The following is a 26,662-nucleotide window of genomic DNA, read 5'->3' as shown; positions in this document are numbered from 1 at the left end:
ACAATTCTTTTTCCAGCATAGGAGTAAACTATCACAGTCCCTGCCCCTCTGGCTCATTCTGAAAATAATCCACTAACAACTTAACAATTGGTGTTATTTGATGGTGACGATTATATACTATAAAAATGTTACGTTTTAATATAGAAGAATTTAACTCTTTATAAACAAGTTTCTTGTTATCTATCTCATCCTTAACTGACAAGCGCGAGAGTATAGATATACCTATATTGGACTGAACTGCTTTTTTAATTGCTTCTGTTGCGCCTAATTCAAGAAAAGCTTTCAATTCGATATCTTGCTCAACTGCCCATTCATCTATCATTATTCTGGAAGAAGAGTCTTTCTCTCTTAAAATCCAATTCTGATACTTAAAAATTTCCTTATTTATCAATTTATGGTGAGCCAATGGATGTCCAATCGGCATAACTAGTCCCAATTCATCTTCTATTAACGGCTTCACTATTATATCAGGATCTGTAATGTTACGATCAGCAACAAGTCCAAAATCCAATTCATAGTTTTTTAATTGGTGTAAGATAATAGGGGTATTTTTCACAATTGTTTTTATATGTACATTTGGATATTTTTCGTGTAATCCTGCTAATAAATCAACCAAATAATAGGTCGCCGCTGTATTACTTGCGCCAATTTTTACAGACCCCCTGCTATTCTCCCGATAATCGTACATTTGCTCACCGGCTTCTTCTAACCACATCACAATCCGTCTGGCATAACGATATAATGTTTTTCCAGCATCTGTTAGAAATACCCCTCCGGAATGCTGATGAAATAGAGTTACACTTGTTACTTCCTCCAATTTTTTCATATGAAAAGAAACGGTTGGCTGCTTAATCTTTAAGATCTGTGCAACAGTTGTCAGCCTTTTATGTTTCTCTATTAATACCAATATCTTCAATTGCTGAATATTCATTCGGATCAACTCCTGTTTCTATAGATATTATCTATAGAATAACAAGAAATTATGAAATGATATTTAATGTATTGTTAACAACTAGTTAATTTTCCCTCAACAATGGATTGATAGAGTTAGTGTAGTAAGAAAAAACATAATAAGAGAGGGGGAAATTTGAAAATGGAGAATAGCCAAAGGATACCTAAAAAAAAAGCACTAGTAACTAGTAAAAGTAAATTAAAACCTAATGTGATGGAAAAATTTATACCATATCTGTTCATCTTACCTGCCATGTCATTCTTAGTTATATTTGTGCTACTCCCATTATTAATGTCTTTTTTCCTAAGCTTAACAGATTGGAATTTAATCTCGAGCAGCTTCAGTTGGAAAGGTTTCGATAACTACATAAGATTATTCACTGACAAGACTTTTTGGCAAGTGGTTGGTAATACCCTTATTTACGGTTTTATCTCGGTAACGATTACAGTAATACTAGCTACACTACTCGCAACAATGCTGGATAAGAAAATACGAGGAATTAATTTTCTGAAAGGGTTAATTTTCTTACCCTACATTACACCAATGGTAGCAGTAAGTGTTGTTTGGATTTGGATGTTTGATCAACATTTTGGCCTCATCAACTGGTTTTTGGGCTTGTTCGGAATCGACCAGGTACCATGGTTAACGCAATCCGGTTGGGCTATGGCGGCAATTATCATCATGAAAATTTGGAAAGTAGTTGGATATTACACGATTATCTTGATTGCAGGATTGCAAAATATTCCAAATGATTTTTACGAAGCAGCACGAACAGACGGTGCAAATGAAAGACAGATCTTCTTTAAGATTACACTACCTTTACTATCACCAAGTCTATTATTTGTCATGATTGTGGCAATAATCGCCTCCTTTCAAGACTTTGACCAAATCTATATGATGACTCAAGGTGGGCCAGCAGATAGTACGAACATGCTGATCTATTACTTATACCAATTTGGGTTTCAATTTTTTGAAGCTGGATACGCATCCTCAGTTGCTGTTATGCTGTTCATCACTTTATTTTTTATCACATGGTTACAAACACACTTTTCAAAGAAATGGGTGCATTATTAATGAAAACTCAATTGCTAATCAAGCAGAATACTATCCTGATCATTTTAATAGTAACTGCTTTGGTCATGATTGGTCCTTTTATTTGGATGATTAGTACCTCCTTAAAGGCATTTGATGAGGTTTTTGCTTATCCACCACATTTTATACCAGACTCCTGGAACTGGGAAAACTTTAATAATGCCTGGAATAGTGAACCATTCGGCAGATACTTTTTCAATAGTATTTTCACTACCGTTGTAATCGTTGTATTGCAGGTTATTACTTCGATCCTGGCAGCCTATGCTTTTGCAAGGTTAACTTTTAAAGGCAAAAATCTATTATTTCTTACTGTTTTAGCGACGATGATGATTCCGATACAAGTCACGTTTATTCCAAACTTTTTAATTCTTAGCAAATTCGGTTGGTTAAATTCCTACCTGGCACTGATTGTTCCCTTTAGTACGAATGCGTTTGGAATATTTTTAATAAAACAAGCCTTCAGTCAAGTGCCAACTGAATTAGAAGAGGCCGCTAAGCTAGACGGGGCTAAACATTTTCATATCATACGATACATTATGGTTCCATTATCAACTGCAGCAATTGTTACGTTTGTCCTGTTTAGTGTCATTTGGCATTATAATGATTTTTTCTGGCCGCTAATTGCAACAAATAACCCAGAACTTCGCACACTTCAAGTTGGTATTTCAAGCATGATTTCCAGTGAAGGTGGTGCACAAGGAACACAGTGGAATTTAATTATGGCAGCAGCAACATTTGTACTTTTGCCATTAATCATTTTATTCATCTTTATGCAGAAGTACATCGTTAAAGGCGTTGCCAAAACCGGATTAAAATAAAAAAGGAGAGTGAAATAATGAAAAGAGTAAAGCTTCTTGTCATTTGCAGTTGTTTATTATTCTTATTGACAGCATGTAATAGTGATTCTTCTGCTAAAGAGCCGAATGAATCAAGCGAATCCAATCAACCTGTTGAAATAGAATTCTGGTATGGGTTAGGTGGACAAGTGGAAGAAGTGATTTTAAATCAAGTAGACCGTTTCAATGAATCACATGATAACATACATGTAAATGCAGTTTTTCAGGATAGCTATGATGTTACATCTCAAAAACTGCAAGCAGCAATTATAAGTGGTGAACTACCCGATCTTGTTCAGTTGAATACACGTGCTTGGCCTGTTTTCGGTTACAATGAGACACTTCTTGATTTAAATAAATACATTGAGGAAGATGAAGACATTAATTTTGACGATTTCAATAAAGGTTTGCTGGTGAATACGTCTCTAGATGGGAAGCAATACACACTACCCTATAATCGTAGTACACCTATCTTATATTATAACAAAGCTATCATGAAAGAACTTGGAGAGGATCCGGAAAATCCTGTTGAAACATGGGATGATTTAGTAAGGATTGCTGAAAAAGCATCCATTATTAATGATGAAAAAGTAGAACGATTTGGCTTTTCTGCAAGCATGTCTGGTTGGTATTTCTATTCCTTAGCATGGTCAAATGGCGGAAAAATTCTAGGAGATGACTTATCGACAGTTCTATTTGACTCTCCTGAAGCAGCAGAAGGTGTAGCTCTCTGGGAAGAAATGATTGATAACCAATTGATGATGCCCCCAGTTGGCGGGACAAGTACAAGTGGATCTAGTGCTGGTGAATCACTATCGCAAAGCTTTTTTAACGGAACAACAGCTATGACAATTGCTAGTACAGGTAGCCTTGGGAAGTTTAGTAACAACGTTGACTTTGATCTGGGTACATCCTTTTTACCAAGATTTGATGAGTATGCTGTAGCTACAGGTGGAGCCAACTTAGCAATTATCAACAACAAGTCAAAAGAAAGGCAAGACGCTGCTTGGGAGTTTATTAAATTCATGACCTCTACGGATGAATCTATTTATTTCTCAAAAGAAACAGGATATTTACCAATTCGCCTATCTGCACAAGCATCAGATGAATTGCAAATATATTATGAAGAACATCCAATCTACACCAAAGCTATCGATCAGTTGGAATATGCAAGAGAAGTCCCAAAGTCTGAACATACGCTTCGTATTGAATCTGAAGTAAATAAAGCAATGGAAAAAGCCGTAACAAGTGATCTGACTGCACAGGAAGCATTAACTGAAGCGGCAGATGTTATACGAAAACTCGTACAATAAAGTAAAACTATGATCAGTGGGTTTCAATCCCCACTGATCATAATAAAACATTTCCAATCAAACGGTAAATAAGAAGACAAAAACAGAAAGGATTTTAGAAATGGATATACAAATCGCACACGGTTTAGATGGAGCAAAAAATGCGAAAGGACTAGTTGTTATTATTGATGTATTTCGTGCATTTTCTGTATCTTGTTATGTTGCTAATAATAGTCCAAGTGAAATAATTACAGTTGGAGCCATCGAAGAAGCATACCATTTAAAAAATTCCCATTCCAATACGATTTTAATCGGAGAAAGAGAAAGCATCATTCTACCTGGATTTGATTATGGCAACTCCCCATCACAAATCCTTGACGTTGATTTTAAAGATGCAATTATTGTGCATACGACAAGCTCTGGTACCCAAGGAATTGTCCGTGCACAGAAAGCAGATGAAGTGATAACAGGAAGTTTTGTGAATGCACTAGCCATCGTCAATTATATTCAAAAGAAAAAACCAGAAAGCGTTACATTAGTATGTATGGGATGGGGAGGCACAGAACCAGCTGATGAAGATATTTTATGTGGAGATTACATAAAACAGTCTCTCTTAGGGAAGAAAACAAATTTTGAAAAGATAGTAGACTATTTAAAAAACGAAAGTACCACCATCAACTTCCTTGATAAAGCAGAGGCAAAAGATGAAGCAATGAGGGATTTTGAATTATGTCTAGATCTAAATCGATTTGACTTTGTACTAAGAGCGGTTAAAGAAAAAAATGATCGAATTTTTTTAAGAAAGGTTGTATAAACCATGGATTCTTCACACAGACGTGTCCTAATAATCGGAGCAGATGGGTTACGGCCAGATCTCATCAACAACCAGCTGATGCCCACTCTTACGAAACTGATTAAAAACGGAACAAGATTTCGGCATTTCAAAAGTGCTTATCCTTCTGAGACACGAGTAAGTATGTCTACTCTGACAACGGGAGTATACCCAGGAAAGCATGGCATTGTCGCAAACCGGATGTACATACCTTGTTTCAATGACGGCTTTGTCCAAACTGGCAATGATCAACATCTGTTAGAATACACTGCAACAACACAAGAATCAATATTGTTAGCTCCTACACTCGGTGATCGTTTACACCGTTATCATACAAAAATGTCAGTAGCTGCTTCCAGCTCACCTGGTGCATCTCTACTGTGGAATATAAATTTTCCTGAGCATATTCTCAATCCAACTTCTGATTACGAACAAACGACTTTACCTGATATCATAGAGAAGTATGGAGAATTGGAGGAAGAAGCACATGTAGGGACAAAAATTGAGCGATCGATTTGGGCTACAGATGTATTTATCGCCGAACACTTACCAGATAGAGATAACCAAGTGATGGTACTTTGGCTTGCTGAACCTGATTTCAGCCAACATTTCTATGGATTAGGATCTCCTGAAGCAAACCTGGCATTACAAACGATCGATCAATGCCTCGCAAAAGTGTTGCAAGCCATTGAGGAACTTGAAATAAACGAGGAAATTGATCTCTTATTTTTAAGTGACCATGGTCATTCTAACGTGGAAGCAATCGGCTCTTTAGAAGATAAGTTAAAGGAAGCATGTGAGAAGTTGCAAATAAATCATCACTACATTGTAACAGGAAATTATATTTACTTAAAAAAAGACGCTATTTTCAGTAATAAAGATTTCCAACTGCTTATCCAATGGTTTCAAGAACAGAATTGGTGTGATGCCGTATATACTAACAAACAAGTAGACAAAAAATCACAGACCGCACCGATTGAATCGATACTAGGACCTGTCACACATAATCGGACTCCCGACATGATCATTAATCCTAAATGGACCGACGAGCGTAATGTGTTCGGTGTAGCAGGGACAACACAAACATTAACCAACTCAACTAATCTACGTTCAAATCACGGGACCCTCTCCCCTTATGACAGGTATGCTGTATGTATAGGATATGGTCCTCGCTTCGACAAAGGGGCGACTGTAGACACAGATTGCAATCTTGTTGATATCGCGCCAACCGTTTTTGATCTGTTGGGTTTAGATGAGGAAGGTTTTGATGGTCGATCACTACTCACGGAACTTAAATTGTACAAATATAGCGGTGTATATCGCTAGTAAAACTGATTATTAAATAAATTTTTACTGCATAGTATCGTTGTACTGTGCAGTAATATAAATAAGAGAGCTTGTTAAATTAACGCCCCGTTGAAGAAGAACAGAGACGCTTATTAATCAACCGCACCCTATTCTCAGATAAGGAAGCACGAAGCATCTAACAAATTCGCCTTAAGCCTCACTCTCGATTGAGGAAAAGCACATTCTCCTTTCTTAAGCATTACCACCAACTCTATAATGCTGCCATTCATAAGGGAGTAATGCCTGATACTTCTTCTGTAAAAATCGATCATCGATTAAGGCGATTACGCCAGTATCAGAATCTGAACGAATAAGTCGTCCACCAGCTTGCAATACTTTATTCATTCCCGGATATACATAAGCATAATCAAAGCCATTTTTTCCAACTGATTGGAAGTAATCTTTTATAATGTTTCTTTCAAAACCAATTTGCGGCATGCCGACCCCAACTACGATAACACCTTGTAACCTGTCACCTTTTAAGTCCACACCTTCAGAAAAAATTCCACCGAGTACAGCAAAACCTACCAATCTTTCGGCACGATCAGACTTAAACTCTGCGAGAAAGTCTTCTCTTTCTGCTTCTGCCATTCCTGCATCCTGAATAATAGTAGAAACATCGGGATAAGACTCGGTAAATTGTTCATACGCATTTCTCATATACTGATAAGACGGGAAGAAGATTAAGAAATTTCCGTCCTTCTTATCGATGACATCTTTGAAAAAGTGGATCATAGGCTCCATTGTCTTTTCTCTATCGCGATATCTCGTCGATAAGGCTTGAATGATAACCTCTGTGTTCTCTCTCGCAAAAGGGGATGGAATCGAGATAACATAATCAGCAGATTGTCCGCCAAGTAAATCTTTATAATAATCTGCAGGTATTAACGTTGCTGAAAAGAACACTCTCGACCTAAACCCTTTCCCCATTTTAAGAATTTGCTCTGACGGGTCAAGACAAAATAACTTCAACCTCACTTCACTCTTATGAATTTCAACATACGTCATAAACTGCTCATTGTATAATTTAGCAATTTTGTCAAAAGTTTGAGCAGCAAAATACGTTTCCAGTAACAATTCATGGTCCATCCTTAACAGTTCGATTTCTGCTTCCATGATGAAAGTTTCTAGCAATTCTACTAGTTCTTCATCTAAGTCTTTTCGCAAATATTCTTCAGACTTCCTAACTTGTAATAAATGGTCATTGATAGCTTTAGCCTCTTTCGCAAGCCGGCTATTGTTAAATTCTCTTTTCAGCTGCAAAAAGTTTGATTTATTAATCGCAGCAGAATACATTTCTCTCGCACGATCTACTAAGTTATGCGCCTCATCCACTAATATAGCTGTTTTCTTTTTCTGATCTTCCATCAATCGCTTCAATGATACTCTCGGGTCAAAAATATAATTATAATCACAAATGACAGCATCCACTGCATAAGCAAGTTCAAGCGAAAATTCAAAAGGGCAGACCAGATGTTTTCTGGCGTAACGTTCAATTACGTTTCTCCCTATCATCTTCTCTTGTTCCAAAATATCAATAACCGCCCCATTTAACCGGTCATAAAAACCATCCGCAAAAGCACATTTCTCACTTGTACAAATCGTTTCCTCTTGAAAACAAATTTTATCCTTGGCAGTTATAGTCAGAACTTTAATATCGAGACCTTGATCAATCAATAGTTGAAATGCTTCTTCCGCAGCGGTTCTTGTGATTGTCTTTGCAGTTATGTAAAATATCTTTTCCAGTTTTCCTTCGCCAATTGCTTTGACAGCAGGAAAAATAGTAGAAATGGTTTTTCCAATCCCAGTCGAGGCACTAGCAAATAATGTTTTCTTATCATCAATGGTTTTATATACGGCACCTGCAAGTTTGCGTTGACCTTCACGATAGGTTTCAAACGGAAATGCCAGTGTCTTACTCGACTTATTTCGCTTGTGTTTATGCTTTATCTTCACCCTTAAAAATGAAGCATATTCCTCAATGACTCCATACACGAAGCTTTTCATTTCCTCATATGTCATCACACGGCGAAATTGTTTCTGTTCCATCGATTTCACCTGTACATACGTAAGTTGAATCGTCACTTCCGGTAAATGATTGTCTCCGGCATAAATATAACCATAAAAAATAACCTGTGCCCAGTGGACTGGATAAGTATCTTCCTCAACATCATCCAATAAATGAACAGTGGACTTTATTTCATCTATTGTCACAGATTCTTCGTCTTTCAGTAATCCATCACAACGTCCATCCACTCGAACAAGGAAATCTTCATAAGGAATTTCTGCTTCCACAAACACTTCCTTCTGATCTTGATCCCGATAGTTTTTCTGGATTAATTGATGGATTCTAGTTCCTTCCGTCATCGCACGAGTCGTACGGAAGCCAGACTCAATACTGCCACTGCGAAAAACAAATTCTACTAAATTTCTTACTGAGATTTTCACTACGTTTGTCATCATATCACCTAAAATAATTATCAGCGTCGATGGATTAATAGTCAAATTTTTAAACTGCTATGTTTTAAATAAGCAACAGGAGCTGTGAGATTAACAGTCCCTTGTTCAACTAACGCCACCGTTAGTGCAATACTGTCTATTTAATAAATTCTATTTTTGAAGCTGTTGCCTGCATTGGATTAGAGTCAAGAGGTTCGCTACTATACCAAGTTTTCACTCTGTCACCAATATCTAGTTCATTACGGTTTTTTCCTTTAAAGATTGTTTCGCTCGTATATTTTAGGTCCACATTAAAACCTTTACCTTGAATTAAAAATGAGTCATCATCGATTTCTAAAATTTCTCCAGTAACTCCTTCAATGTTCAATGTTTCCTTATCAGATGAATAACCAATAACAAATAATAAAACCATTAAAGAAATTATACTCAGTAAAATTTTAGACTGCATAATACCCTCCTTTGTTAAACAATCCTGCCACTTTACTTTAATAAGCAATAGGAGGTGCCAAATCGACAATTCCTTGTTCAGCTAAAGCTCCCTTTAGTGGAATAAGCCTATTATTCACAACGACTAAATACTCTATTAAATTCACCATCTATTATTAGTTGTTTAATCACTCACCAGTTTGTTCATTTTTCTCAAGAGAGAGTAAAAATGCTTATACTATTCGAGAATAGTAAGCTACATCGGCAACTCTGCCGTGTAAATGCGATTCAGGCAACACCGCTACCAAAGTAAATCCGAGTTTTTCAATTAACTTTTTTGACTTCATATTTTTATTGTCTATTGTAGCAGATAGGCGTTTAAGATTTAATGTGCTTTTACTATGCTCAATGACCGCAGAAACCGCTTCATACGCAAAACCGCCTCCCCAATGCTCCCTCATGAAGCGATAACCAATTTCGCCAAGATAACCTTCTGCTATTACTGGAATCATTACATCACCTATGAATTCATCAGTATCTTTTAATGCGACAGTCCATTTTGTTTCAGTACGATTCCTAACCATTTCTAACATTGAGTGTTCATCACGAGGGGGATTAATTCCAAGAAATTCTCTTACTTCATCATTGTTAAACATTCTAAGCATATTGGGAATGTCTTTTTCCGCTCTCGGACGTAAAACCAATCGTTCTGTTTGAATTTTCGGTGCTTCTTTTTTTGCCATGATTTATTCCAGCCTTTCGTACATTATATAAATAATCTATCAAAGTGAACGGTATCGAACTCATTGTTTGTTATCTCCTTATGAAATTTATAATATAATTCGATACCGATTATTTAGATTCCTTCTTCAAGTAATCTGCCACGTTACTTTAATAAGCAATAAGAGTTGCCAAATGAACAACTCCTTATACCACTAAAGCCATCCGTTAGTGAAATAAGCAGTAAATGTCTTATTCAAATTGTGCGTGACTTACATCTTGATAGAGTATATTATCACTGACAATCGAATAACTACCTGCATAACCAAAATGAATACCTTTTTCCCCTAACCCGATATCATAATTTCTATTATTTGTATGAATGGTAATAAGATACTCGATAGAGGGGATATCATTCATTTTTTTTAATTCCATCTCGTTTGGATTATTTGTTATCTTTTGAAGTAATTGTTTATCTTTTATAGTTACCTCTGTATTATTTTTTTTATTTTCAATGGTAATCTCCTTAATCTCCTCAGATTCATCAATCTTCTGATATTACATTTTCATAAGATGTATGCTTCATTTGGTTATAGGTTAAGAAAATTCCTACCCCAAAAAAAAATAGTGTTATAAAAATAATTGTTTTCTTCTTCAAGAAAGTAACCCCCTTTATAAAAAAATTCTTATTAAAACATCATTACTTTTTTGTAACTTCATTTAGCATATTGAATGCATTTGCCAATTTATTATTGTTTTCTTCGCTACCTTCTACATAAAAGATTAACACGTTTTGACCAGTAAAAGTTTTATATGGTTCTAACGAAGCAGCAACAGTTTTTTCTTCAAAATCAATCTTTCCTTTTTCACTTCCATCATCAGTGGAAAAGATATAAATAGATAGTGTAGATCCTTCAATAAAATAAGCTTCTGCTGAAACACCATTCAATACTTGAATAAATACATTTCCACTAGGTAAATCAGCTTCTTCCAATTCTAACCCTCGCTCTGTTATAACTTTTTTAACATCTTCTAAAGTAATATCGGGAGCTGTTATTGTGTCTTCTACAATATCGTGTTTACTGCAATCAACGAGTATAGAATTAATCATTACATAAAACAATATTTTTTAGCACATAATTGCCTCTTATCTATTTAACGAGCTGATAAATTAAAGTTACATCTTCCACATCACTGCCACGTTTCTTTATTAACTCTATGCTAACATAATATTCCAAAAGAAATCATTAAAAAAAGAAGGACAATCATATTCGATTTTTGGCTTCTGTAACTCTTGCTAACCGTTAGCTTAATAAAACTTCCATATATAATTCCGCACTCAAAATACCAATAAAGATTAAAAGACCAATTATTAACACAATGCCGTTAACGATTAAAGACACAATTCCCAATAAACCAAATACCCCTCCCAATACACAGGCTTCATTTAAATCCCAATAAAACTATTGTTTATTGTTGATAACTTTGCTATAGTATTCTTAATATTTTTAAAGGATTGATTTCGATGAAAACAACTTCAAGCCACAGAAACATTTCATTTTTTTATTATTACTATAACTAAAACTTTGCTATTACTGATAAATTTATCGTAAATAGGAAAGTTTTTTCTCATGAAAACATGTAGGTAGATCATCTTCTTCACTACATGTTTTTTATTTTTTTGGTGATTCCACTAAGTGTTGCAATTAAATCTTTGGAGGGATAAATGATGGTAAAAAGTAATGGAGCAAGTATGTTAGATTGTACAATAAGAGATGGTGGATTGGTTAATAATTGGGATTTTAGTGTGGAATTTGTGCGGGAGCTTTATGCTTCTTTAAGCAAAGCAGGCGTGGATTATATGGAAATCGGCTATAAAAACTCACCGAAGCTCCTTCCAAGTGAAGGTGTCGGACCATGGAGATTCTGTGATGAAAAATTATTAAAAGAGACGATTCCAGAAAAAAATTTTACAAAGCTATCAGCAATTGTGGATATTGGCCGTGTCGATGAAGATGACATCTTACCTTGTGAAGAAAGTCATATTGATTTAATAAGGGTGGCTTGTTATCTAAAGGATGTCAATAAAGCAATTGCGTTAGTAGAAAAATTTCATTCTATGGGGTATGAAACAAGCGTGAATATCATGGCAGTATCTAATGCGTTAGAGCCTGATCTTATTGAAGCCTTAGAAAAATTAAATGAAAGTAACGTTGATATTATTTATGTAGTCGATTCTTTTGGCAGCTTGTATAACCGTGACATTAAATACTTGGTGGAAAAATTCAAAATGCATGCCCCTAAGAAAAAATTAGGAATCCATGCGCACAATAACCTGCAATTAGCATTTTCCAATACTGTCTTAGCTGCTGAAAACGGCGTTCAATTTTTAGACAGCTCCGTGTATGGGATGGGACGTGCTGCTGGTAATTGCCCAACTGAATTAGTACTTGGCTACTTAGATGATCCGCAATATGATATCGCTCCTGTTTTAGATGTATTAGAAAAATTGTTTATCCCACTTAGGGAAGAAGTAGAATGGGGTTACCTCATTCCTTATACGATTACTGGTTTACTTAACGAGCATCCAAGAACAGCCATGGCACTTAGAAAATCAGAAAACAAGGATGAATACCGTAAATTTTATGATCAGTTTACATCTGTAGAGACAATGCCTACAGAAAAATAAAGACAACAGGACAATGAGCAACTAGCTTATTGTCCTGTTTTGATTCTATTTACAGAAAAGTTGGACCAGGTATGCTCACGGATCATTACTCCCAAATCTCTGCCCATGCGGACGGATCTAGCGTTTCATTCCCAATTGAATTCTTGCTATTACTGTTTTCTGTATGAATGGATACAAATACGGTTCCCATTCATGTAAAGGGTTATCAAAAATATCATCATAAAAAGGTTGTCAATCTGAAAGCTGTCAAGTTTTCCCGTCGGTTTCCTGATGCAGACTATCCCGTGGGAAGTCTGGTTTCTGACGTTATTCCATAAGATAACCATAAAAAAATTTATCTTTAATCATCCTCTTGCTTTTACTGTCTAAATTTCCTCTGGGGACAGTTTGAATGAAGAACGAGAACGCCCCCGTATTTATTTAAGTATATCGGGCATGTAGACTCCTAGAGCTGCCTCATTTTCCATGGGATAACTTATTGGAAAATGATATAATAAGAGATAGCAATAGAGAGTTTATAGGGTGGTAGTCACTCCCTCCTTTGAGGATGAAAGGGGGTGACGCTTATGACTGTTTTTTGAGAGTTTAGTACTCATGATTAGCTTCGCTAGTCTTGTAGTATTATTTTAAAAGACAGTAATAAGTAAAGACCACCCAAATTAAGTAATAAACTTAATTAAGGTGGCACAAGCTAAAAACCATTTAGTGACTGCCACTCAATAGGCAATCTATTGTAGGACTGGAAGATGTTACAGCATCTTTCAGTCTTTTTAACTTATGAAGATCATACTTCTATTATACCAAATATTTTTGAAAAATAAACTGATTCACTTAAATAAAAAATACTGTAAAGAATTTATGGAACAATTGGCTACTTTCTAGTGTTACAAAAAACTAAATTAAATTTCTGTGCACCATGTGTGCACCATTGGGGAGCAGAACATCAGCTCCACCTTCTTTAATGCCCGTTACTTTCATGTCTTCGCTGCCAAATGTCACATTGACTAACAATAGTGAAGTATTGAGACACGCTACCTTCAGCTCTTCCTCAGATTGGTCACTGCCATTTTGAAGATTAGAAGGAGAAGCATTTCCGATTCCAATATGACAGGCTGTATTTTCATCAAACAAGGTATTGTAAAAAAGAGTATTTGTCTGAGCAAGCGGAGATTTATTAGAAACCAAGGCAATTTCACCTAGATAATGGGAACCTTCGTCTATTTCGATTAGATTTTGTAACACTTCCTGTCCCTTTGCGGCATAATAGTCCGTAATCCGTCCATCTTTAAAAATCAGGTAAAAATCATCGATGACACTTCCCCCATAGATCAGAGGTTTCGTACCTATCAATTTTCCATTCACCTTATTTTTATGGGGAGCTGTGAATATTTCTTCTGTAGGTATGTTCGGAAAGAAAGGTACTCCATTTTTATCTTTGACACCCCCACCGATATAGAGATGATTTTCAGGTAGACCAACGAATAAATCTGTTCCACAGCTATTTGTAAAATGGAGGGATTCAAATTGGCTCTCATTCAGGAATTTTTTTCGAGACTCGAAGGCTCTATTGTGACTCTTCCAATCTTTTACAGGATTTTCCCCATCTGCCCGACACCCTTTTAGAATTAACTTCCATAATGATTGAACAGCTTCTTCTTTACTTAGGTTGGGAAATACTTTCATTGCCCATGCAACGTACGGAACAGTCAGAAGACACCAGCGCACCTCATGGGATCTGATTTTCGCATGATAATCCCTCAATTTGGTACGGTTTGCTTTTTGGAAACGACTTATCCTTTCTGTGGAAACCTCCTTAAAAACATCTAAGTTTTCAGAAATAATATGGATGTAAGCAGCACCTGCATCGTCCCACTCCTTAAAACGGGCAGCCTGCCAATCAGGAAAGTGATCGATGACACTATCTGCTGCATGTAAGTAAAATTCTTTGGCAGACTGTTCATCTGTCCAATCTATAAATACATTTGAAGCTCCTGCCTCGTAGGCTACTGTTTGGATTAGACGTGCAAAGGCAGCATTTTGTATATCACTATGAATAATCAATAATTGGTCTTTTTGCAGATTTACACCAGCTCTCACAGCAAGTTCTGCATACTTTCTTAACTGTGATTCACTTATATATTCATATATTTCTTTCATGATTTGCTGTCTCCCCTGTGATGATCTTGTATAATTTTACTACAAAATCCTGACCTATAAACTAACATTCCCGGTTAATTTTCAACATGTTCACAATCAAATCGGATGATACAGAGTATTTGTTCTTATCTCCATTAATTTTGAAAATACTTTATGAACAATATTGGGCTATTCCGCACGAAATTCCACATTACTGGTCAAAATGTGAAAAAGCGTATCTGCTTCCTGTAGATACGCCACAATTTTTTATATACAACTTTTGTTATTATTATTCTATTATTTTGATAATGCAATTTTTATTTGTGCTAAGTGATGCTCTTCGTGCCAGGATAATTTTGCTATTTTCGTTGCAACTGTTATCCTACCGTTTATCTGGTGAGTAAAAGACCGATCTAATTGTTCTTCTGTTAAACTATTTCCTAAAGATACAATGCGCTCATTTATACCTTCTAACATTTTAATCGAACTTTCTACAGGAAGCTTTGTATCCGGTTGAATAGCCCACTTTTCTTCATCGAATTCAGGCACTGTTGGATTCTCATCTGTTAAAGCGAGCTTCACACGTTGATACATATTCAACTGAGAATCTGCAATGTGATGAACAAGTTGACGAACTGACCAGCTTCCTTCTCGATACGTGCTGCTTAATTCCTCATCACTAAGAGAGTCGACAGTTTCTCTTAATCGAATCGTGTAAGTTTCGATTTCTTTTAGCCATTCTTGAATATTTTCTAATGTTACTTTATCAGGAACTTCTAGTTTCCCAATTGGGTATCTTACATCCATTTTCAATCCCCTTTTCCCTTATATTAGCATTAATGTTTAATTATATCACTTCTTCAAACAACATCGTCAGGAAAAAGATTATTCAAATAAGTGGAATAATTGCTGAATATGTCAATTCCAGCAAATAAGGCAATCATATTTGTACCGCGCAGTAGTTTTTATTAATTTTGTTTCTTCTTCAGTCATAATACGAAATAAGAGCTACCATTCCCGAGGTTTCTCACAGTTACAATCATAGCAGGTGAACATACATTCGAAGAACATATTATCTTTCTAGTCGCTACTTTAAACCCATCTGTGAAAAATTTGTTGCTTTGCTACTATAGCTCGGACTTTCTGTAATAAATATCAAAAGTTATCAATCATTGTTAATTCCTCAGCTCATAGATTTTTTGCAGAGTACGGATGTTGTGCGTTCTTTCATCATCGGCTTCTTGAAGATTTCTCTCTCCACTCCGTCCATATACCACTCTACAAGTCTATACCAGATCATAAATATAATCATCTCATAAACACAGTTATTTGATATATGTGAAATATCCGCATATTCCGAAAAGCCCTTGTAATACGCAGGGATACATCTTTATCGTGTCGAAAAGTGATATTGTGTCATTTGTTCAGCCGTTTTTTCATAACTCATAAAACCCTTCTTTCAAGTCTCATTTCTCGTCAGCCATTTCCCACAGGGCGTTACCTGTAAAAATGATTCAGAGCTCTTGTTAGTTCTTCTCCTAAAAATGGTGTTAATGTTTCCGCATACGTTTTTGTTAAATGAGAATCATCCTGATATACTAGTACATTCCCTATAACAGGTTTGCAGATTTCTTTCTCGCAGAATTTGCCCGTTAAATCAGCATAATAAATATTATCTATATCAAGTTTTTTAATGTTTTTAGTTAAATCCTCCAGATCATTTTTTAATTCACACTCATTTGCGTTCACACCATTTTTTTCGACACATGTCGGAATGTCAAAATCCGCTCTAGGATTATCTTTAATAGCAAAAATATTGATATCATTATCATCTAACGTTTCCCATTGATCGACATAACCTTTTGGTATTCCCTTCCATTCCGTAGCATCAGCAGTGGTAAAAACCAAGTCCGGCTCTTTAGCGATTAATTCTTTCATTACTCCATCATTCCACTCTGCGCATGTCTGTTGATCGAGTTTAGTTGTCAATAAATAAGATTCACTCGAGAACCGGCATGCGCTTCTCGTATAGTTTAGTATCTTTATATTATTCTCATTAGCGTAATTTTCAAGGGGAGCTAACCAATGAGCACTATGAGAACCGCCAACTAAGGCAATTGTATAATCAGGAGTATCCACTTCACCATATTCGCACATGATGACTTCTGACTTTTCCATTTCCTGATGGCATCCGTCTTTATAACTCTCCGGAAAATCATACTTTGCATTTGCAGTTTTCGGTATAAAGGGTTCATCTGAATGAAACTCTACATCTGATACCATCACATATGCTCCCGGATGATCGGTGTTACTTATTTCCACTTTAACAGCTTCAGATTGAATATCTTTCAAGTACCATGTCCAAGATCCTGTAAGTATGATTACGGGAAATGCAATCACAAATAATATTAATGCCAGTTTTGCTTTGGAATTTATTTTCTTCTTTCTAATTGGTTTTTCAAATAAAATCGTAGTTAAAAATGAACTGATTGCTGCCAATACCATAATTAATAATCCATGAAAAACCGGAATACTCTCACTATCAAAGATATTGTAATAGATAACTAAGAGAGGCCAATGCCACAAATAAAAGCCGTAAGATATACTACCAAATTTCACTAGAGGCTTTGCACTCAGTAACCGATGCACTCCGAATCTCCCGCCACTCTCACCGGCTACCAATATCAAGACAGCTGCCATGACAGGCCACAGAGCAGCATACCCGGGAAACATGGTTCCAACTTGTAAGATCAGACCACAACTGATTAGACCAAACAAACCCAGCCAACCAATAACCCAATTCGTAACTTTATTGAAAGTAATTTTTACTATGATTAGAGAAAGAATACTTCCAGTTGCAAATTCCCAAACCCTGGCAAATGTATCAAAGTAAGCCCAAGGCTGATTGATAGCTGTTATATAAATGGAATAGCTTAAAGATAATAGAAACATAACAATTATTGTAGGGAACAATAATTTTTTTAGTGGAATTCCAGACTTTTTAGCAAGTACTGATAAAGCTATTAATACAATGGTCCAAATAATATAGAACTGGAATTGTGTTCCCATTGCCCAAAAGTGCTGTACTGGGCTGACGACATTATTCTGCGCTAAATAATCGACAGAATTACTGGCTAGTTGCCAATTCTCCATATATAACATGGAAGCCCATACTTCCTCTATAATCACGTCCCATTGTGTTTGGGGTAAAAAATAAAAACCAGAGATGACAACAAAGATCAATACTGAAAAAGCTACAGGAAACAATCTCTTCCCTAACCTGAGAAGAAATTCTATGCCGTCGACTTTTCCCTTTTTTTCATACATGTTTAAAAGAGATGTGGTGATTAAAAATCCAGAAACAACAAAGAATATATCGACTCCACCAGAAATATTCCCAAACCAGATATGGTAAACAGCAACAAGTATGGCAGCTACTGAGCGTAATCCTTCAATTTCTGGTCGGAATTTTCTTTTCATCTTCGTAGAAGAGTTCATAAATACCTCCAATTTGACACTATTTAAATACTTAATAAACATGAGCGAGGGGATATATATTTTATAACAATACCTATTAATAAAAACTGCTTTAATTCACTTTTAACAGGAAATCTACTCCCTGCTCTCTCTGGATTTCCTTTTAAGCTTGAAGCTTAACAAAATATTGCTTAAAACACCAACTGGATATATGGTGATCTTTTACTTAAGTGATAAAATTCCTCTTAAGTTTTACTTTTTCTCCTTGTGCCTTCCATTCGGGCCAAGGATCGCCATAATCTCACCCTTGTTCACTAAAAAGGAAATATCCTTATGAATTGTTGTATAGTGTTTAAGTAAATTTCCAACACTATTTTACACATAAATACAACTATTTGAAAGCATAATTTCAGATATACTACCATCACCCTATAAATATCACATTGGTGACTTATTGAGATAGAAACAAGAGGAATATTCATAGTGAACCTCTCAAAATAACATGAAGACAACACTGCATTTTTAGGTATTTATCAGAAAAATTATATGATATATCTAAGCGCTTACTATGATAAAGAGGTTTATTTATTGAAACAGTATTTTTTTTAAAAGTCTTCAGTTTAGCCATTCTATTCCTCACATTCATTCTTTATCGTTATTTGCTGAAGAGGATACGACAGAAGATATCGACATTGAAAAATACGCAGAAAGCATGCAGCCCGGCTGGAATCTTGGTAATACATATGACGCAGTTGGTGAAGATGAAACTAATTAAATCTTCCCAAATTTCTATTTTTCTTTTCTTACTAATTGTAAAACTGAAAGACCAAGAAAGTTTGTTGTTGGCGGCAGTGTGAATTGTTTTAATACATGATGTAAGCTATGGCTTTAAACAATTTAATGTAGCAACAATGATTAATTCGACTTTCCTTTGCTTTACCGCACGTAAAAATTGTCATAATCCTTTTATAACAAGGATTATGACAAAATTTTACAGCATCCACCTTCATGACTTTTTCAATATACTAATTACTAGAATCCACTAACTCCACCACTTTCTCCAATTTCTGCTGATTGATCCGGTATACTTCGTCACACAACAGATCAATATCTTCCTGATTGTGGCTTGTTAAAATGATAGTCTTACCCTGACTCTTGAAATCCAGCAGTAATTGACGAATATTCGAAACACTGTCTTGATCCAGCGCATTAAACGGCTCATCCAGTATAAGAACTTCCTTATTTTCCATGATTGCCTGAGCAAGGGATAATTTCTGCTTCATACCTAGTGAGTAATTTCTCACTTTTTGTTTCGCATCAGGATCTAAACCAACTGTTTGCAACGCCTGGCGAATTTCCTGATCAGATATGATATTTTGAATGATCGCTAACCTTTTCAGATTCTCGAATCCAGTTATATTGTCTAGATAGCCAGGCCGGTCAATAATTATCCCGATATTTTTAGGAAAATTTGCTCCTTTTTCCTGATAGTCAGGGTGGATCAGTACCTCCCCACTGTCCGGACGAATAAAACCACAAATCAGTTTAAATAATACCGATTTTCCAGAGCCATTGGGTCCGACAATTCCGTAAATCCTCCCCTTCTCAAATTGTACATGTATCCCCTGGAATATGGTCAGTCCTTTAAACGCCTTCGTGACGTTACTTACTTCAATAATTGCCATCATACCCACTCCTCTTTACTAGAATATTATTTCTCTTTTTCGAAATAAATAAAATATGATAAGGATCTCCACTAAAAGCCAACAAACTAAAATACCTGTAATCCTTAACGCAGGATAGGTCTCCAGCAAACCAAAACTGTTTAATCCGGATGGAAACCATTGCAGGTAGCCAATCTTCAAACTCCCCATTAACAACAGCCCTCCAATAACAGCAAGCACATACGCACTTTGTTTTAAAGTCCAAGTGAAAATAAACAGAATCAGAAGATAGTTAACAAGTTGTAAAAACCCATTCAGAAAAAAATGAACAAGTAACTTTTGTACAGATAGCGATGATTCTATTGTTAGCTCTAAGTCAAACGTCTTCCCTTCCAACCAGCCAATCCCTATGGTTAATCCAAATAAAGCCAGTAAAAGCAAGAAAACAGCGGCTAACGAATACTTCAAGTGTGCCCAAAACCATTGATAAAGGGAGCGCTCGCGAATTAGTAAATAGTAAATCCGTTCATTAAGCATCTTTGTCAATTTGTTTTGATAAAAATAAGCAAAGCCGAGAAATACAATTGAGAGGTAGATGTAGAAATTTAAAGAGAACCCACCAGTAGAAACCCCGTAAAAATTAATATAAAGCTTGTCCCACACTGTACTTTGCTCTGTTGCAACTACTTGATCTAATGTAATCATATGGAGGAACACTAAAAATCCATAAAATATATATTGGTAAATTTCCTTAATCCTTCTCATATTTCATTTCTCTTTCTAGCAAAATAGCTGGTTACCAGACATAAAGCGTTTACTCCCATTAGGATACCAATTACAGGCACGAATGAACTGAAAGTCTGGTAAGCATAATGAATAAACATATAAGTTGTAACTTGCAGCCATCCAATTGTAAAAACTTTGAACGAAATAAGAGCAAATAAATAGATACAAATCGCTAATACAGCTAGTGTTTTGTTAGTTGGCATGAATAGATAAAATGTCGCGATAACGAAGTAAACAGTTATCAGGAACAATATATAAACAATTATTTGCAACAGAAAAGCAATTAATGGCTGTCCAGTCATCTGCTGCATGGTATAAACAATACGATTAAACCCCACATCTTCTCGGCTGTATTCACTCCACCCCATCTCCCATTGGAGCGATCCCGAAACAAGAAAATTTATTACGCTATACAGAAGAATAAAGATAACAATAATGGAACTCGCATTTCCAGTTGTATACAATAGCCATTTCCAGTAACTCCCTATACGAATATGTACGGTATAATCCCAGTCATTCATTACGTTCCTGCAGGACAGGAAAAGCCATAAAGGCAAAATAAAATACAAATGAAACAAAGGATCTCCAAACAATGGCAATATAACATCCCATGCATTCATGCCTACCTGAATGGAAATACCGCCCGCCCCCAATTCCTGTCTCTTAATCCATCCGGAGACAAAGGCAAAATTAATAAAGAACAACCATTTCCATGTCAGTATTTCGCCAACCAGTTTGTGCCAATAATTCATTGGAAAGCATCCCATTTGTAAAATCGTTTCTTTATAACAATTAACATAATGACAGATAAAAGAACCAGAATGGTAAAAGGGACAAATGCTGTCCATATCGGCTGCTGAATATATCCATAAGGAAACAAAGAATTAGTGAAAGTATAATTTCTAGTACTAGGGAAAGAACTAATAATATAGGATCCTATTAAATATACTAATGTAGGTATTGACAATGCAATAAATCGATTAGAAATAAGCGCAAGGCATAAGAATCCAATTGTAGCAAATAATGCGGCATTTAAACCCAGCCATAAACTGTATAGAACAGCGTACGTCCATAGACCGTACTCCAGTAATTGGGTAAAGGTGTGTCGAGTATAAGTATCTTCTATGATAGTCTCTTCATTTAAACCGTAACTTTCCGGGTCCATATGTTCAGCCAAATCAAAAGCTGGCACAACATAATGAGCGAAGATAAATAAAACAATGATATAACCGAATACAGAAAAAAGTACCAGCAGGAAATTAGTCCAGAACTTAATAGAAAAAAGGCGACTTATTTCTATTCGGGTTCTCGTGTATATGATAAATCGATCCTTTAATTCATTTGCGAAAGAAGGTGCATATATCAAAGTAGCTAAGAGCGGTAAAATTAATGGAAAGACCCCTTCCAGCATAAAAGTAAATACATCCAGATTATCTCTAAATTGATAGCTTCCCTGAATGATGAAGAAATATGTAAAATGTATAGCAATTAATAACAGCCAGCCAAGCATTACTTTGATCGACAGCTTTGATTGAATTTCCTTTTTGATAGAATAACCTTGCATGCTCATTCACCCTTTTTTATAGACTGATAAGTTTATACAAATAAATGGTATCGTTTTTTGTTATATTTGTAAACTTTTTCCTGGGAGTTTTTGTGATGAAAGTTAATAAGAAGTGATTTTAAGGTTAAAGTGGCGGGGGATGATTTATAAAAGGAGAGAAAGCGCGACAAAATGGGGCCATTACTGCATTCAAACCTACAAAATCTGCATTGGACGAAGCAAGAACTGAAAAAAGTATCGCTTTCGACTATGCGAATACAAACAAAAAGTTCAAAATGGAACTCTCGGGCAGATTATGCTCACATTGCTGGTTTTATTTGCTACTATGTTAAAGATTTAAATACTGGCGATGAGTATTTATCACACACTGAAGCAATAACACGTTAGTAAATAAAGGATGTGTTGTTAATACAACACATCCTTTATAAAATTTCTAGATATCTAAGAAAATAGAAAGTAATAAGGAACAAGAAAATAACTTCAATGAAAAAGAGGGACTTATTATTATTTTTAAAATTATAAATAATCAATACAATAGTTAAGATAAAAACAATTGAAAAGACTAAGTATAAAATCCATGAAAATAATGGACCTACTACCATTGTTAAGAATCCCGCAACTAGTAATAAAAGTACCTTTAATAATAACAATATACTTGCAATTCTTTCAGTCATAGTGTTACACCCCATTATACAGTAGTATTTTAATACTTCGTTACCCTTATATTCACACAAATAGTTGAGTTCTGCAAAAAAAGGTGGGGGGAATGTAGCATAATTATGAAATTATACGAAGGACTTCAGCTACTTGAACGGGATCAGCACTAATAGGAACTTCTACTGGGTAATCAGTTACATGAATAAAATTAGGACTGCTTTTTATAGTTGGTGAACTTATTGTAACATGTACTGGAAGCACATTATTTTACGCTTAATAGTACTATGAGTACCACTTATATGTCGTTCCATTTCTCAGAGGGAAGAAAATGATCCTACCAGTCTCTCCCCTGCCGTTTTCACCCTAAAAAACTACAATTTCCCTGGGATTGTCACAAAACTAAAAATCCTCTAATACAACCTTCCCAATCATTTTTCCCGTTTCCACCATTGCATGTGCTTTCCGTAAGTTCTCTGCATTAATCGGGGAGATGGATTCTTTTAAAGTGGTACGAACCTTCCCATCATCAATGAACTGGCTAAGCTTTGTTAAAAGTTCATACTGTTTGATCATATCTGGTGTATGGTACATAGAACGGGTGAACATGAACTCCCATACAAATGTTACACTTTTACTTTTTAATACATTGAGATCGAGAGGTTTACGATTTTCTACTATTGAGCAAATTTTCCCTTGTGGTGCAATCACCTCACCCATGCTCTCCCAATGTTGATCCGTGTTATTAAGACAGAAAATATAATCAACCTGACTAAAGCCAAATTTCTGTATTTGCGGAAGAAAGGAATGATGATGATTGATTACAGAATCTGCTCCTAGTTCTTTCACCCATCTTTCACTTTCCTCTCTGGAAGCTGTCGCAATGACTGTCAGGCCGGCTAGTTTTGCTAATTGAATCGCTATTGACCCAACACCACCTGCTCCCCCAATAATAAGAATTGTTTTCTTCTCATTTTCATTTTCATCGAACTCAATTTCTAATCGATCAAATAGTCCTTCCCATGCTGTAATAGCAGTTAAAGGCATTGCAGCTGCCTCTGCAAAAGATAGTGATTTCGGCTTCTTCCCTACAATTCTTTCATCAACTAAATGGTATTCACTGTAAGTACCAGGTCTTGTGATACTTCCTGAATAATAAACTTCATCACCAGGCTTGAATAAGGTACAATCAGACCCTGCTTCTTCCACTACTCCGCAAGCATCCCATCCGAGAATCTTTGGTGTTATTTCCTGTTTACCTTTCGGCGCGCGCACTTTCACATCCACAGGGTTTATAGAAATTGCCTTAATCTTTACAAGCAAATCCCTTTTCTCAGCTACAGGCTTTTCAAGATTCACATCAATCAAACTTTCCTCATGATCAATGGGTAAGTATTTGTACAATCCTATTGCCTTCATTTCCATCTCCTCCATCTATATAATTGAATTTCATCTTCATTATAAAAAGAAACAGTTAATTTGGTAAGTAGGCACATTCTTGTAACTTAGTACCAATTGTGTTATTTATAATAAGTATGATGACAATTTTTAAGCAATGGGGTGTGTTAATCAATGAGAAATAGAAAAAGCGGATATGGATGCCCGGAAGGATGTCCGGTTGAAGGCACTCTCGATGTGATAGGCGGGAAATGGAAAGGTGTTATATTATTTCATCTGATCGATGGAGAAAAGAGATTTAGCCAACTGAGAAAATTAATGCCTGGTGTTACCCAACGGATGTTGACACTCCAGTTAAGGGAATTAGAAGAGGATGGTATCATTCAACGCTATGTATATGCCGAAGTTCCACCAAAAGTAGAATATTCGATGACCGAGTTTGGGAGAACCCTTGAGCCAATCATTCTTTTAATGAAGGAATGGGGAGAGAATTATAAAAAATTGGTTAATAAAAAAGAACAAGAAAACTCAATCAATTAATTATTGTATTTTTCTAAACTTAAAACTTGAGGCTGCCGAGAGCATGGATTTCAAAAGTACTCCTGCAAAATTTATCAAGCATCCCACCATCCATGCCTAAACCGCCTTAGCAGAACCCCTTATTGGTATTTTAAAAGAAGATAAAAATTGAGATAATGATCAAAATTATCGGTAGTATGATGCCAATAATGCTGCATATAATCCCGGCAATTGCTACTTTTCTTCCCCCGTCTTTTCCATTGCGGATCTCCTGCAGTCCAAATATACCAATAATCAATCCAACAATACCTACAATCGCTCCAAGCCCTGAAAAAATAATAATCAAAATGGAAATAATACCCAAAATTAAGGAAGCAATTGCTTTCCCGTTTGTCACAGAGTTGTTCGTAGTTTCATTCATTTACTTACCCCTTTTTCCACTTATTTGAATAATTGATAAATAATAAACGCTAGAATAATAATTACAATAATGATTAACGTACCTCTCCACCCCAGCCCGCCAACCAGGTCTTGCAATCCGCTCCCATGCACACTGCTGGAGGGATGCTTTAACTCTTCCTGTCGCATTCTCTCTCTTCTGTTTTCTGGAGATTCCTTCTCTGGACCCATCATATCCCTCCTTACATTTCATATACGAATCAACATTGGAAACGTTTCACTTTCAGCCTGCAGAAAACATTAGCCACTTAACAAAGGTTCCCCAAATCATATAAAACGGCGGGAAAAAGACTATCGTAATTATCATATTTCCGTAAAAGCCAAGCCTTTCCACTTTTTTAAACAAAGAGCTTAGGTGCCCATCTGTACCTAATTTCCAGAATCGGCCTGCTACACTAAGGATAAACCCTGTAAAACCGAGCCCGTAAAAAACAAAAAGTTCCGATCCGTATATTCTCCAATTTAACAGAATACTAACAATAGCAATCAGAAAGAAAGCCGCACCAGTCCAAGCAAAAATCTTTCCCAACATATAACTCCTCCAAGATAGATCTGTTTGTCCGCGTCTAGTTATACATCAAACTCACAATCATTGCGAATATAAAAATAATACCCAAGCCGCTAAACAATATATACCCAATAATCCTAATTGGCCGAGGCAGCTTGCCACCAGATCTTGCAGAAAGTCCCTGGTGATTTTTCATGTGGCCCACTGCGTCATTGAATGGTTCCTCGGAGTTATGGTATTGTTGATTAATAACTCTCACTCCTTTTTCTTCCATCCTAACATAATTTCCTGTTTGACTTCACATCATATTGGATATTTTTATTTTAAATCTTTTTTCAAGTAATAATGTGTATGCTCTCTGCCCACATTATCAATACTTCCAAACACTTCATAACCATGTTTCTTGTAAAAATCCAGTGCCTGAAAGCTCAATGTATCCAGCTTGATAAAATCGCAGCTTTTCTCTCTTGCAATGCGTTCAATTTCCAATAACAATTGGTTGCCATATCCCTTGTTTCTAAGTTTCTCATCGATAAATAATTGATATACCTCTAACCAATTCCAGCAAACTGCACCAATTAAGCCTCCGTAAACTTCTCCCAGTTCATCCTTAATAAATAAGCCGATATCTTCATATCTACCGCCTAAATCTTCCGGAAAATGTTTTAAATTATATTGAAACAGGCCATCATTAACAAATTGCTTAGCTTTCTTATCCAGTTCATTGACAATGTGAAATCCCATAACATCTCTCTATTCAAATTTATTTTTTATTTTTAAAATAGATATCTATTATTCTGTGAAAACCGCTTCACGACTAAATCTGTTCCTTTGCTTCCTATGATTTCGTC

At 35.8% G+C, this 26,662-nt stretch carries 25 protein-coding genes; 7 read left to right on the top strand and 18 right to left on the bottom strand.

The annotated features are described in order from the left end of the window. Positions 1-31: 31 nt before the first annotated feature. Positions 32-931 (bottom strand): LysR family transcriptional regulator, encoded by a 900-nt coding sequence (locus tag BMW36_RS14255; protein WP_089742282.1) that lies wholly within the window; start codon positions 929-931, stop codon positions 32-34. A 162-nt stretch (positions 932-1,093) separates the two neighbouring features. On the opposite strand from BMW36_RS14255, the gene BMW36_RS14250 reads away from it, so the two are divergent. The 5 genes from BMW36_RS14250 (at position 1,094) to BMW36_RS14230 (ending at position 6,330) form a co-directional block, all read left to right on the top strand. Beyond that, positions 1,094-2,026, top strand: coding sequence for a carbohydrate ABC transporter permease (locus BMW36_RS14250; RefSeq protein ID WP_245711695.1), 933 nt, complete (start codon positions 1,094-1,096; stop codon positions 2,024-2,026). After that, positions 2,026-2,862, top strand: a complete 837-nt coding sequence (locus BMW36_RS14245) for a carbohydrate ABC transporter permease (protein WP_089742280.1) — start codon at positions 2,026-2,028, stop codon at positions 2,860-2,862. Before BMW36_RS14250 ends, BMW36_RS14245 begins: the two co-directional genes overlap by 1 nt. A 17-nt stretch (positions 2,863-2,879) precedes the next feature. After that, positions 2,880-4,193 (top strand): ABC transporter substrate-binding protein, encoded by a 1,314-nt coding sequence (locus BMW36_RS14240; RefSeq protein WP_089742278.1) that lies wholly within the window; start codon positions 2,880-2,882, stop codon positions 4,191-4,193. A 100-nt stretch (positions 4,194-4,293) separates the two neighbouring features. Further along, complete coding sequence (locus BMW36_RS14235) at positions 4,294-4,986, top strand: 2-phosphosulfolactate phosphatase (RefSeq protein ID WP_089742277.1); 693 nt, start codon at positions 4,294-4,296, stop codon at positions 4,984-4,986. Between the two features lie 3 nt (positions 4,987-4,989). Further along, positions 4,990-6,330: an alkaline phosphatase family protein gene (locus BMW36_RS14230; protein ID WP_089742275.1), complete on the top strand. Its 1,341-nt coding sequence runs from the start codon at positions 4,990-4,992 to the stop codon at positions 6,328-6,330. Between the two features lie 213 nt (positions 6,331-6,543). Here the strand turns inward: BMW36_RS14230 and BMW36_RS14225 are convergent, their stop codons facing one another. The 5 genes from BMW36_RS14225 to BMW36_RS14210 form a co-directional block, all read right to left on the bottom strand. Further along, entirely contained in the window at positions 6,544-8,811 is a 2,268-nt protein-coding gene (locus BMW36_RS14225; RefSeq protein WP_089742273.1) for an ATP-dependent DNA helicase, read from the bottom strand. 136 nt (positions 8,812-8,947) lie between these two features. After that, positions 8,948-9,259, bottom strand: coding sequence for a DUF3221 domain-containing protein (locus tag BMW36_RS14220; protein ID WP_089742271.1), 312 nt, complete (start codon positions 9,257-9,259; stop codon positions 8,948-8,950). A gap of 211 nt (positions 9,260-9,470) precedes the next feature. Continuing rightward, the gene (locus BMW36_RS14215; RefSeq protein WP_089742269.1) at positions 9,471-9,980 is read right to left on the bottom strand and encodes a GNAT family N-acetyltransferase; all 510 of its coding nucleotides are present in this window, start codon (positions 9,978-9,980) and stop codon (positions 9,471-9,473) included. A gap of 229 nt (positions 9,981-10,209) precedes the next feature. After that, positions 10,210-10,377 (bottom strand): hypothetical protein, encoded by a 168-nt coding sequence (locus tag BMW36_RS20415; protein WP_175480476.1) that lies wholly within the window; start codon positions 10,375-10,377, stop codon positions 10,210-10,212. Positions 10,378-10,657: 280 nt separating this feature from the next. Next, positions 10,658-11,080 carry a hypothetical protein gene (locus tag BMW36_RS14210; protein WP_139180325.1) on the bottom strand — a complete coding sequence of 141 codons (423 nt, stop codon included), beginning with the start codon at positions 11,078-11,080 and terminating at the stop codon, positions 10,658-10,660. A 606-nt stretch (positions 11,081-11,686) separates the two neighbouring features. On the opposite strand from BMW36_RS14210, the gene BMW36_RS14205 reads away from it, so the two are divergent. Next, positions 11,687-12,646, top strand: coding sequence for an aldolase catalytic domain-containing protein (locus BMW36_RS14205; protein ID WP_089742265.1), 960 nt, complete (start codon positions 11,687-11,689; stop codon positions 12,644-12,646). A gap of 894 nt (positions 12,647-13,540) precedes the next feature. On the opposite strand, the gene BMW36_RS14200 is transcribed toward BMW36_RS14205, so the two are convergent. The 8 genes from BMW36_RS14200 to BMW36_RS14155 all read right to left on the bottom strand — a co-directional run bounded on the left by BMW36_RS14200 (position 13,541) and on the right by BMW36_RS14155 (position 24,346). Next, positions 13,541-14,803, bottom strand: coding sequence for an aminopeptidase (locus BMW36_RS14200; protein ID WP_245711694.1), 1,263 nt, complete (start codon positions 14,801-14,803; stop codon positions 13,541-13,543). A 276-nt stretch (positions 14,804-15,079) separates the two neighbouring features. Continuing rightward, entirely contained in the window at positions 15,080-15,589 is a 510-nt protein-coding gene (locus tag BMW36_RS14195) for a YfiT family bacillithiol transferase (protein WP_089742261.1), read from the bottom strand. A gap of 690 nt (positions 15,590-16,279) precedes the next feature. Then, positions 16,280-18,280 (bottom strand): acyltransferase family protein, encoded by a 2,001-nt coding sequence (locus tag BMW36_RS14190; protein WP_089742258.1) that lies wholly within the window; start codon positions 18,278-18,280, stop codon positions 16,280-16,282. A 1,004-nt stretch (positions 18,281-19,284) separates the two neighbouring features. Further along, positions 19,285-19,944 carry an ABC transporter ATP-binding protein gene (locus BMW36_RS14185; RefSeq protein WP_089742256.1) on the bottom strand — a complete coding sequence of 220 codons (660 nt, stop codon included), beginning with the start codon at positions 19,942-19,944 and terminating at the stop codon, positions 19,285-19,287. An 18-nt stretch (positions 19,945-19,962) separates the two neighbouring features. After that, entirely contained in the window at positions 19,963-20,688 is a 726-nt protein-coding gene (locus tag BMW36_RS14180; RefSeq protein WP_089742254.1) for a hypothetical protein, read from the bottom strand. Continuing rightward, positions 20,685-21,461 carry a hypothetical protein gene (locus BMW36_RS14175; RefSeq protein ID WP_089742252.1) on the bottom strand — a complete coding sequence of 259 codons (777 nt, stop codon included), beginning with the start codon at positions 21,459-21,461 and terminating at the stop codon, positions 20,685-20,687. The genes BMW36_RS14180 and BMW36_RS14175 overlap by 4 nt, the downstream gene beginning before the upstream one ends. Next, complete coding sequence (locus tag BMW36_RS14170; RefSeq protein ID WP_089742250.1) at positions 21,458-22,273, bottom strand: hypothetical protein; 816 nt, start codon at positions 22,271-22,273, stop codon at positions 21,458-21,460. The genes BMW36_RS14175 and BMW36_RS14170 overlap by 4 nt, the downstream gene beginning before the upstream one ends. A 1,056-nt stretch (positions 22,274-23,329) precedes the next feature. Then, entirely contained in the window at positions 23,330-24,346 is a 1,017-nt protein-coding gene (locus BMW36_RS14155; protein ID WP_089742245.1) for a zinc-binding alcohol dehydrogenase family protein, read from the bottom strand. A 153-nt stretch (positions 24,347-24,499) separates the two neighbouring features. On the opposite strand from BMW36_RS14155, the gene BMW36_RS14150 reads away from it, so the two are divergent. Continuing rightward, a complete protein-coding gene (locus BMW36_RS14150) occupies positions 24,500-24,865 on the top strand; it encodes a winged helix-turn-helix transcriptional regulator (protein WP_089742243.1) in 366 nt (121 codons plus the stop codon). Between the two features lie 130 nt (positions 24,866-24,995). Here BMW36_RS14150 and BMW36_RS14145 read toward each other — a convergent pair whose 3' ends face one another. The 4 genes from BMW36_RS14145 to BMW36_RS14125 form a co-directional block, all read right to left on the bottom strand. Then, positions 24,996-25,265, bottom strand: a complete 270-nt coding sequence (locus BMW36_RS14145; protein ID WP_089742241.1) for a DUF4190 domain-containing protein — start codon at positions 25,263-25,265, stop codon at positions 24,996-24,998. Positions 25,266-25,285: 20 nt separating this feature from the next. Further along, the gene (locus tag BMW36_RS14140; protein WP_089742238.1) at positions 25,286-25,474 is read right to left on the bottom strand and encodes a DUF6366 family protein; all 189 of its coding nucleotides are present in this window, start codon (positions 25,472-25,474) and stop codon (positions 25,286-25,288) included. Between the two features lie 52 nt (positions 25,475-25,526). Then, positions 25,527-25,835 (bottom strand): hypothetical protein, encoded by a 309-nt coding sequence (locus BMW36_RS14135; RefSeq protein ID WP_089742236.1) that lies wholly within the window; start codon positions 25,833-25,835, stop codon positions 25,527-25,529. A 294-nt stretch (positions 25,836-26,129) separates the two neighbouring features. Further along, positions 26,130-26,555, bottom strand: coding sequence for a GNAT family N-acetyltransferase (locus BMW36_RS14125; protein WP_089742232.1), 426 nt, complete (start codon positions 26,553-26,555; stop codon positions 26,130-26,132). Positions 26,556-26,662 lie beyond the last annotated feature (107 nt).

Origin of the sequence: Gracilibacillus ureilyticus (genome assembly GCF_900111195.1) — a bacterium.
GTDB lineage: Bacteria > Bacillota > Bacilli > Bacillales > Amphibacillaceae > Gracilibacillus > Gracilibacillus ureilyticus.
This window is presented reverse-complemented; position numbering and strand designations above follow the sequence as displayed.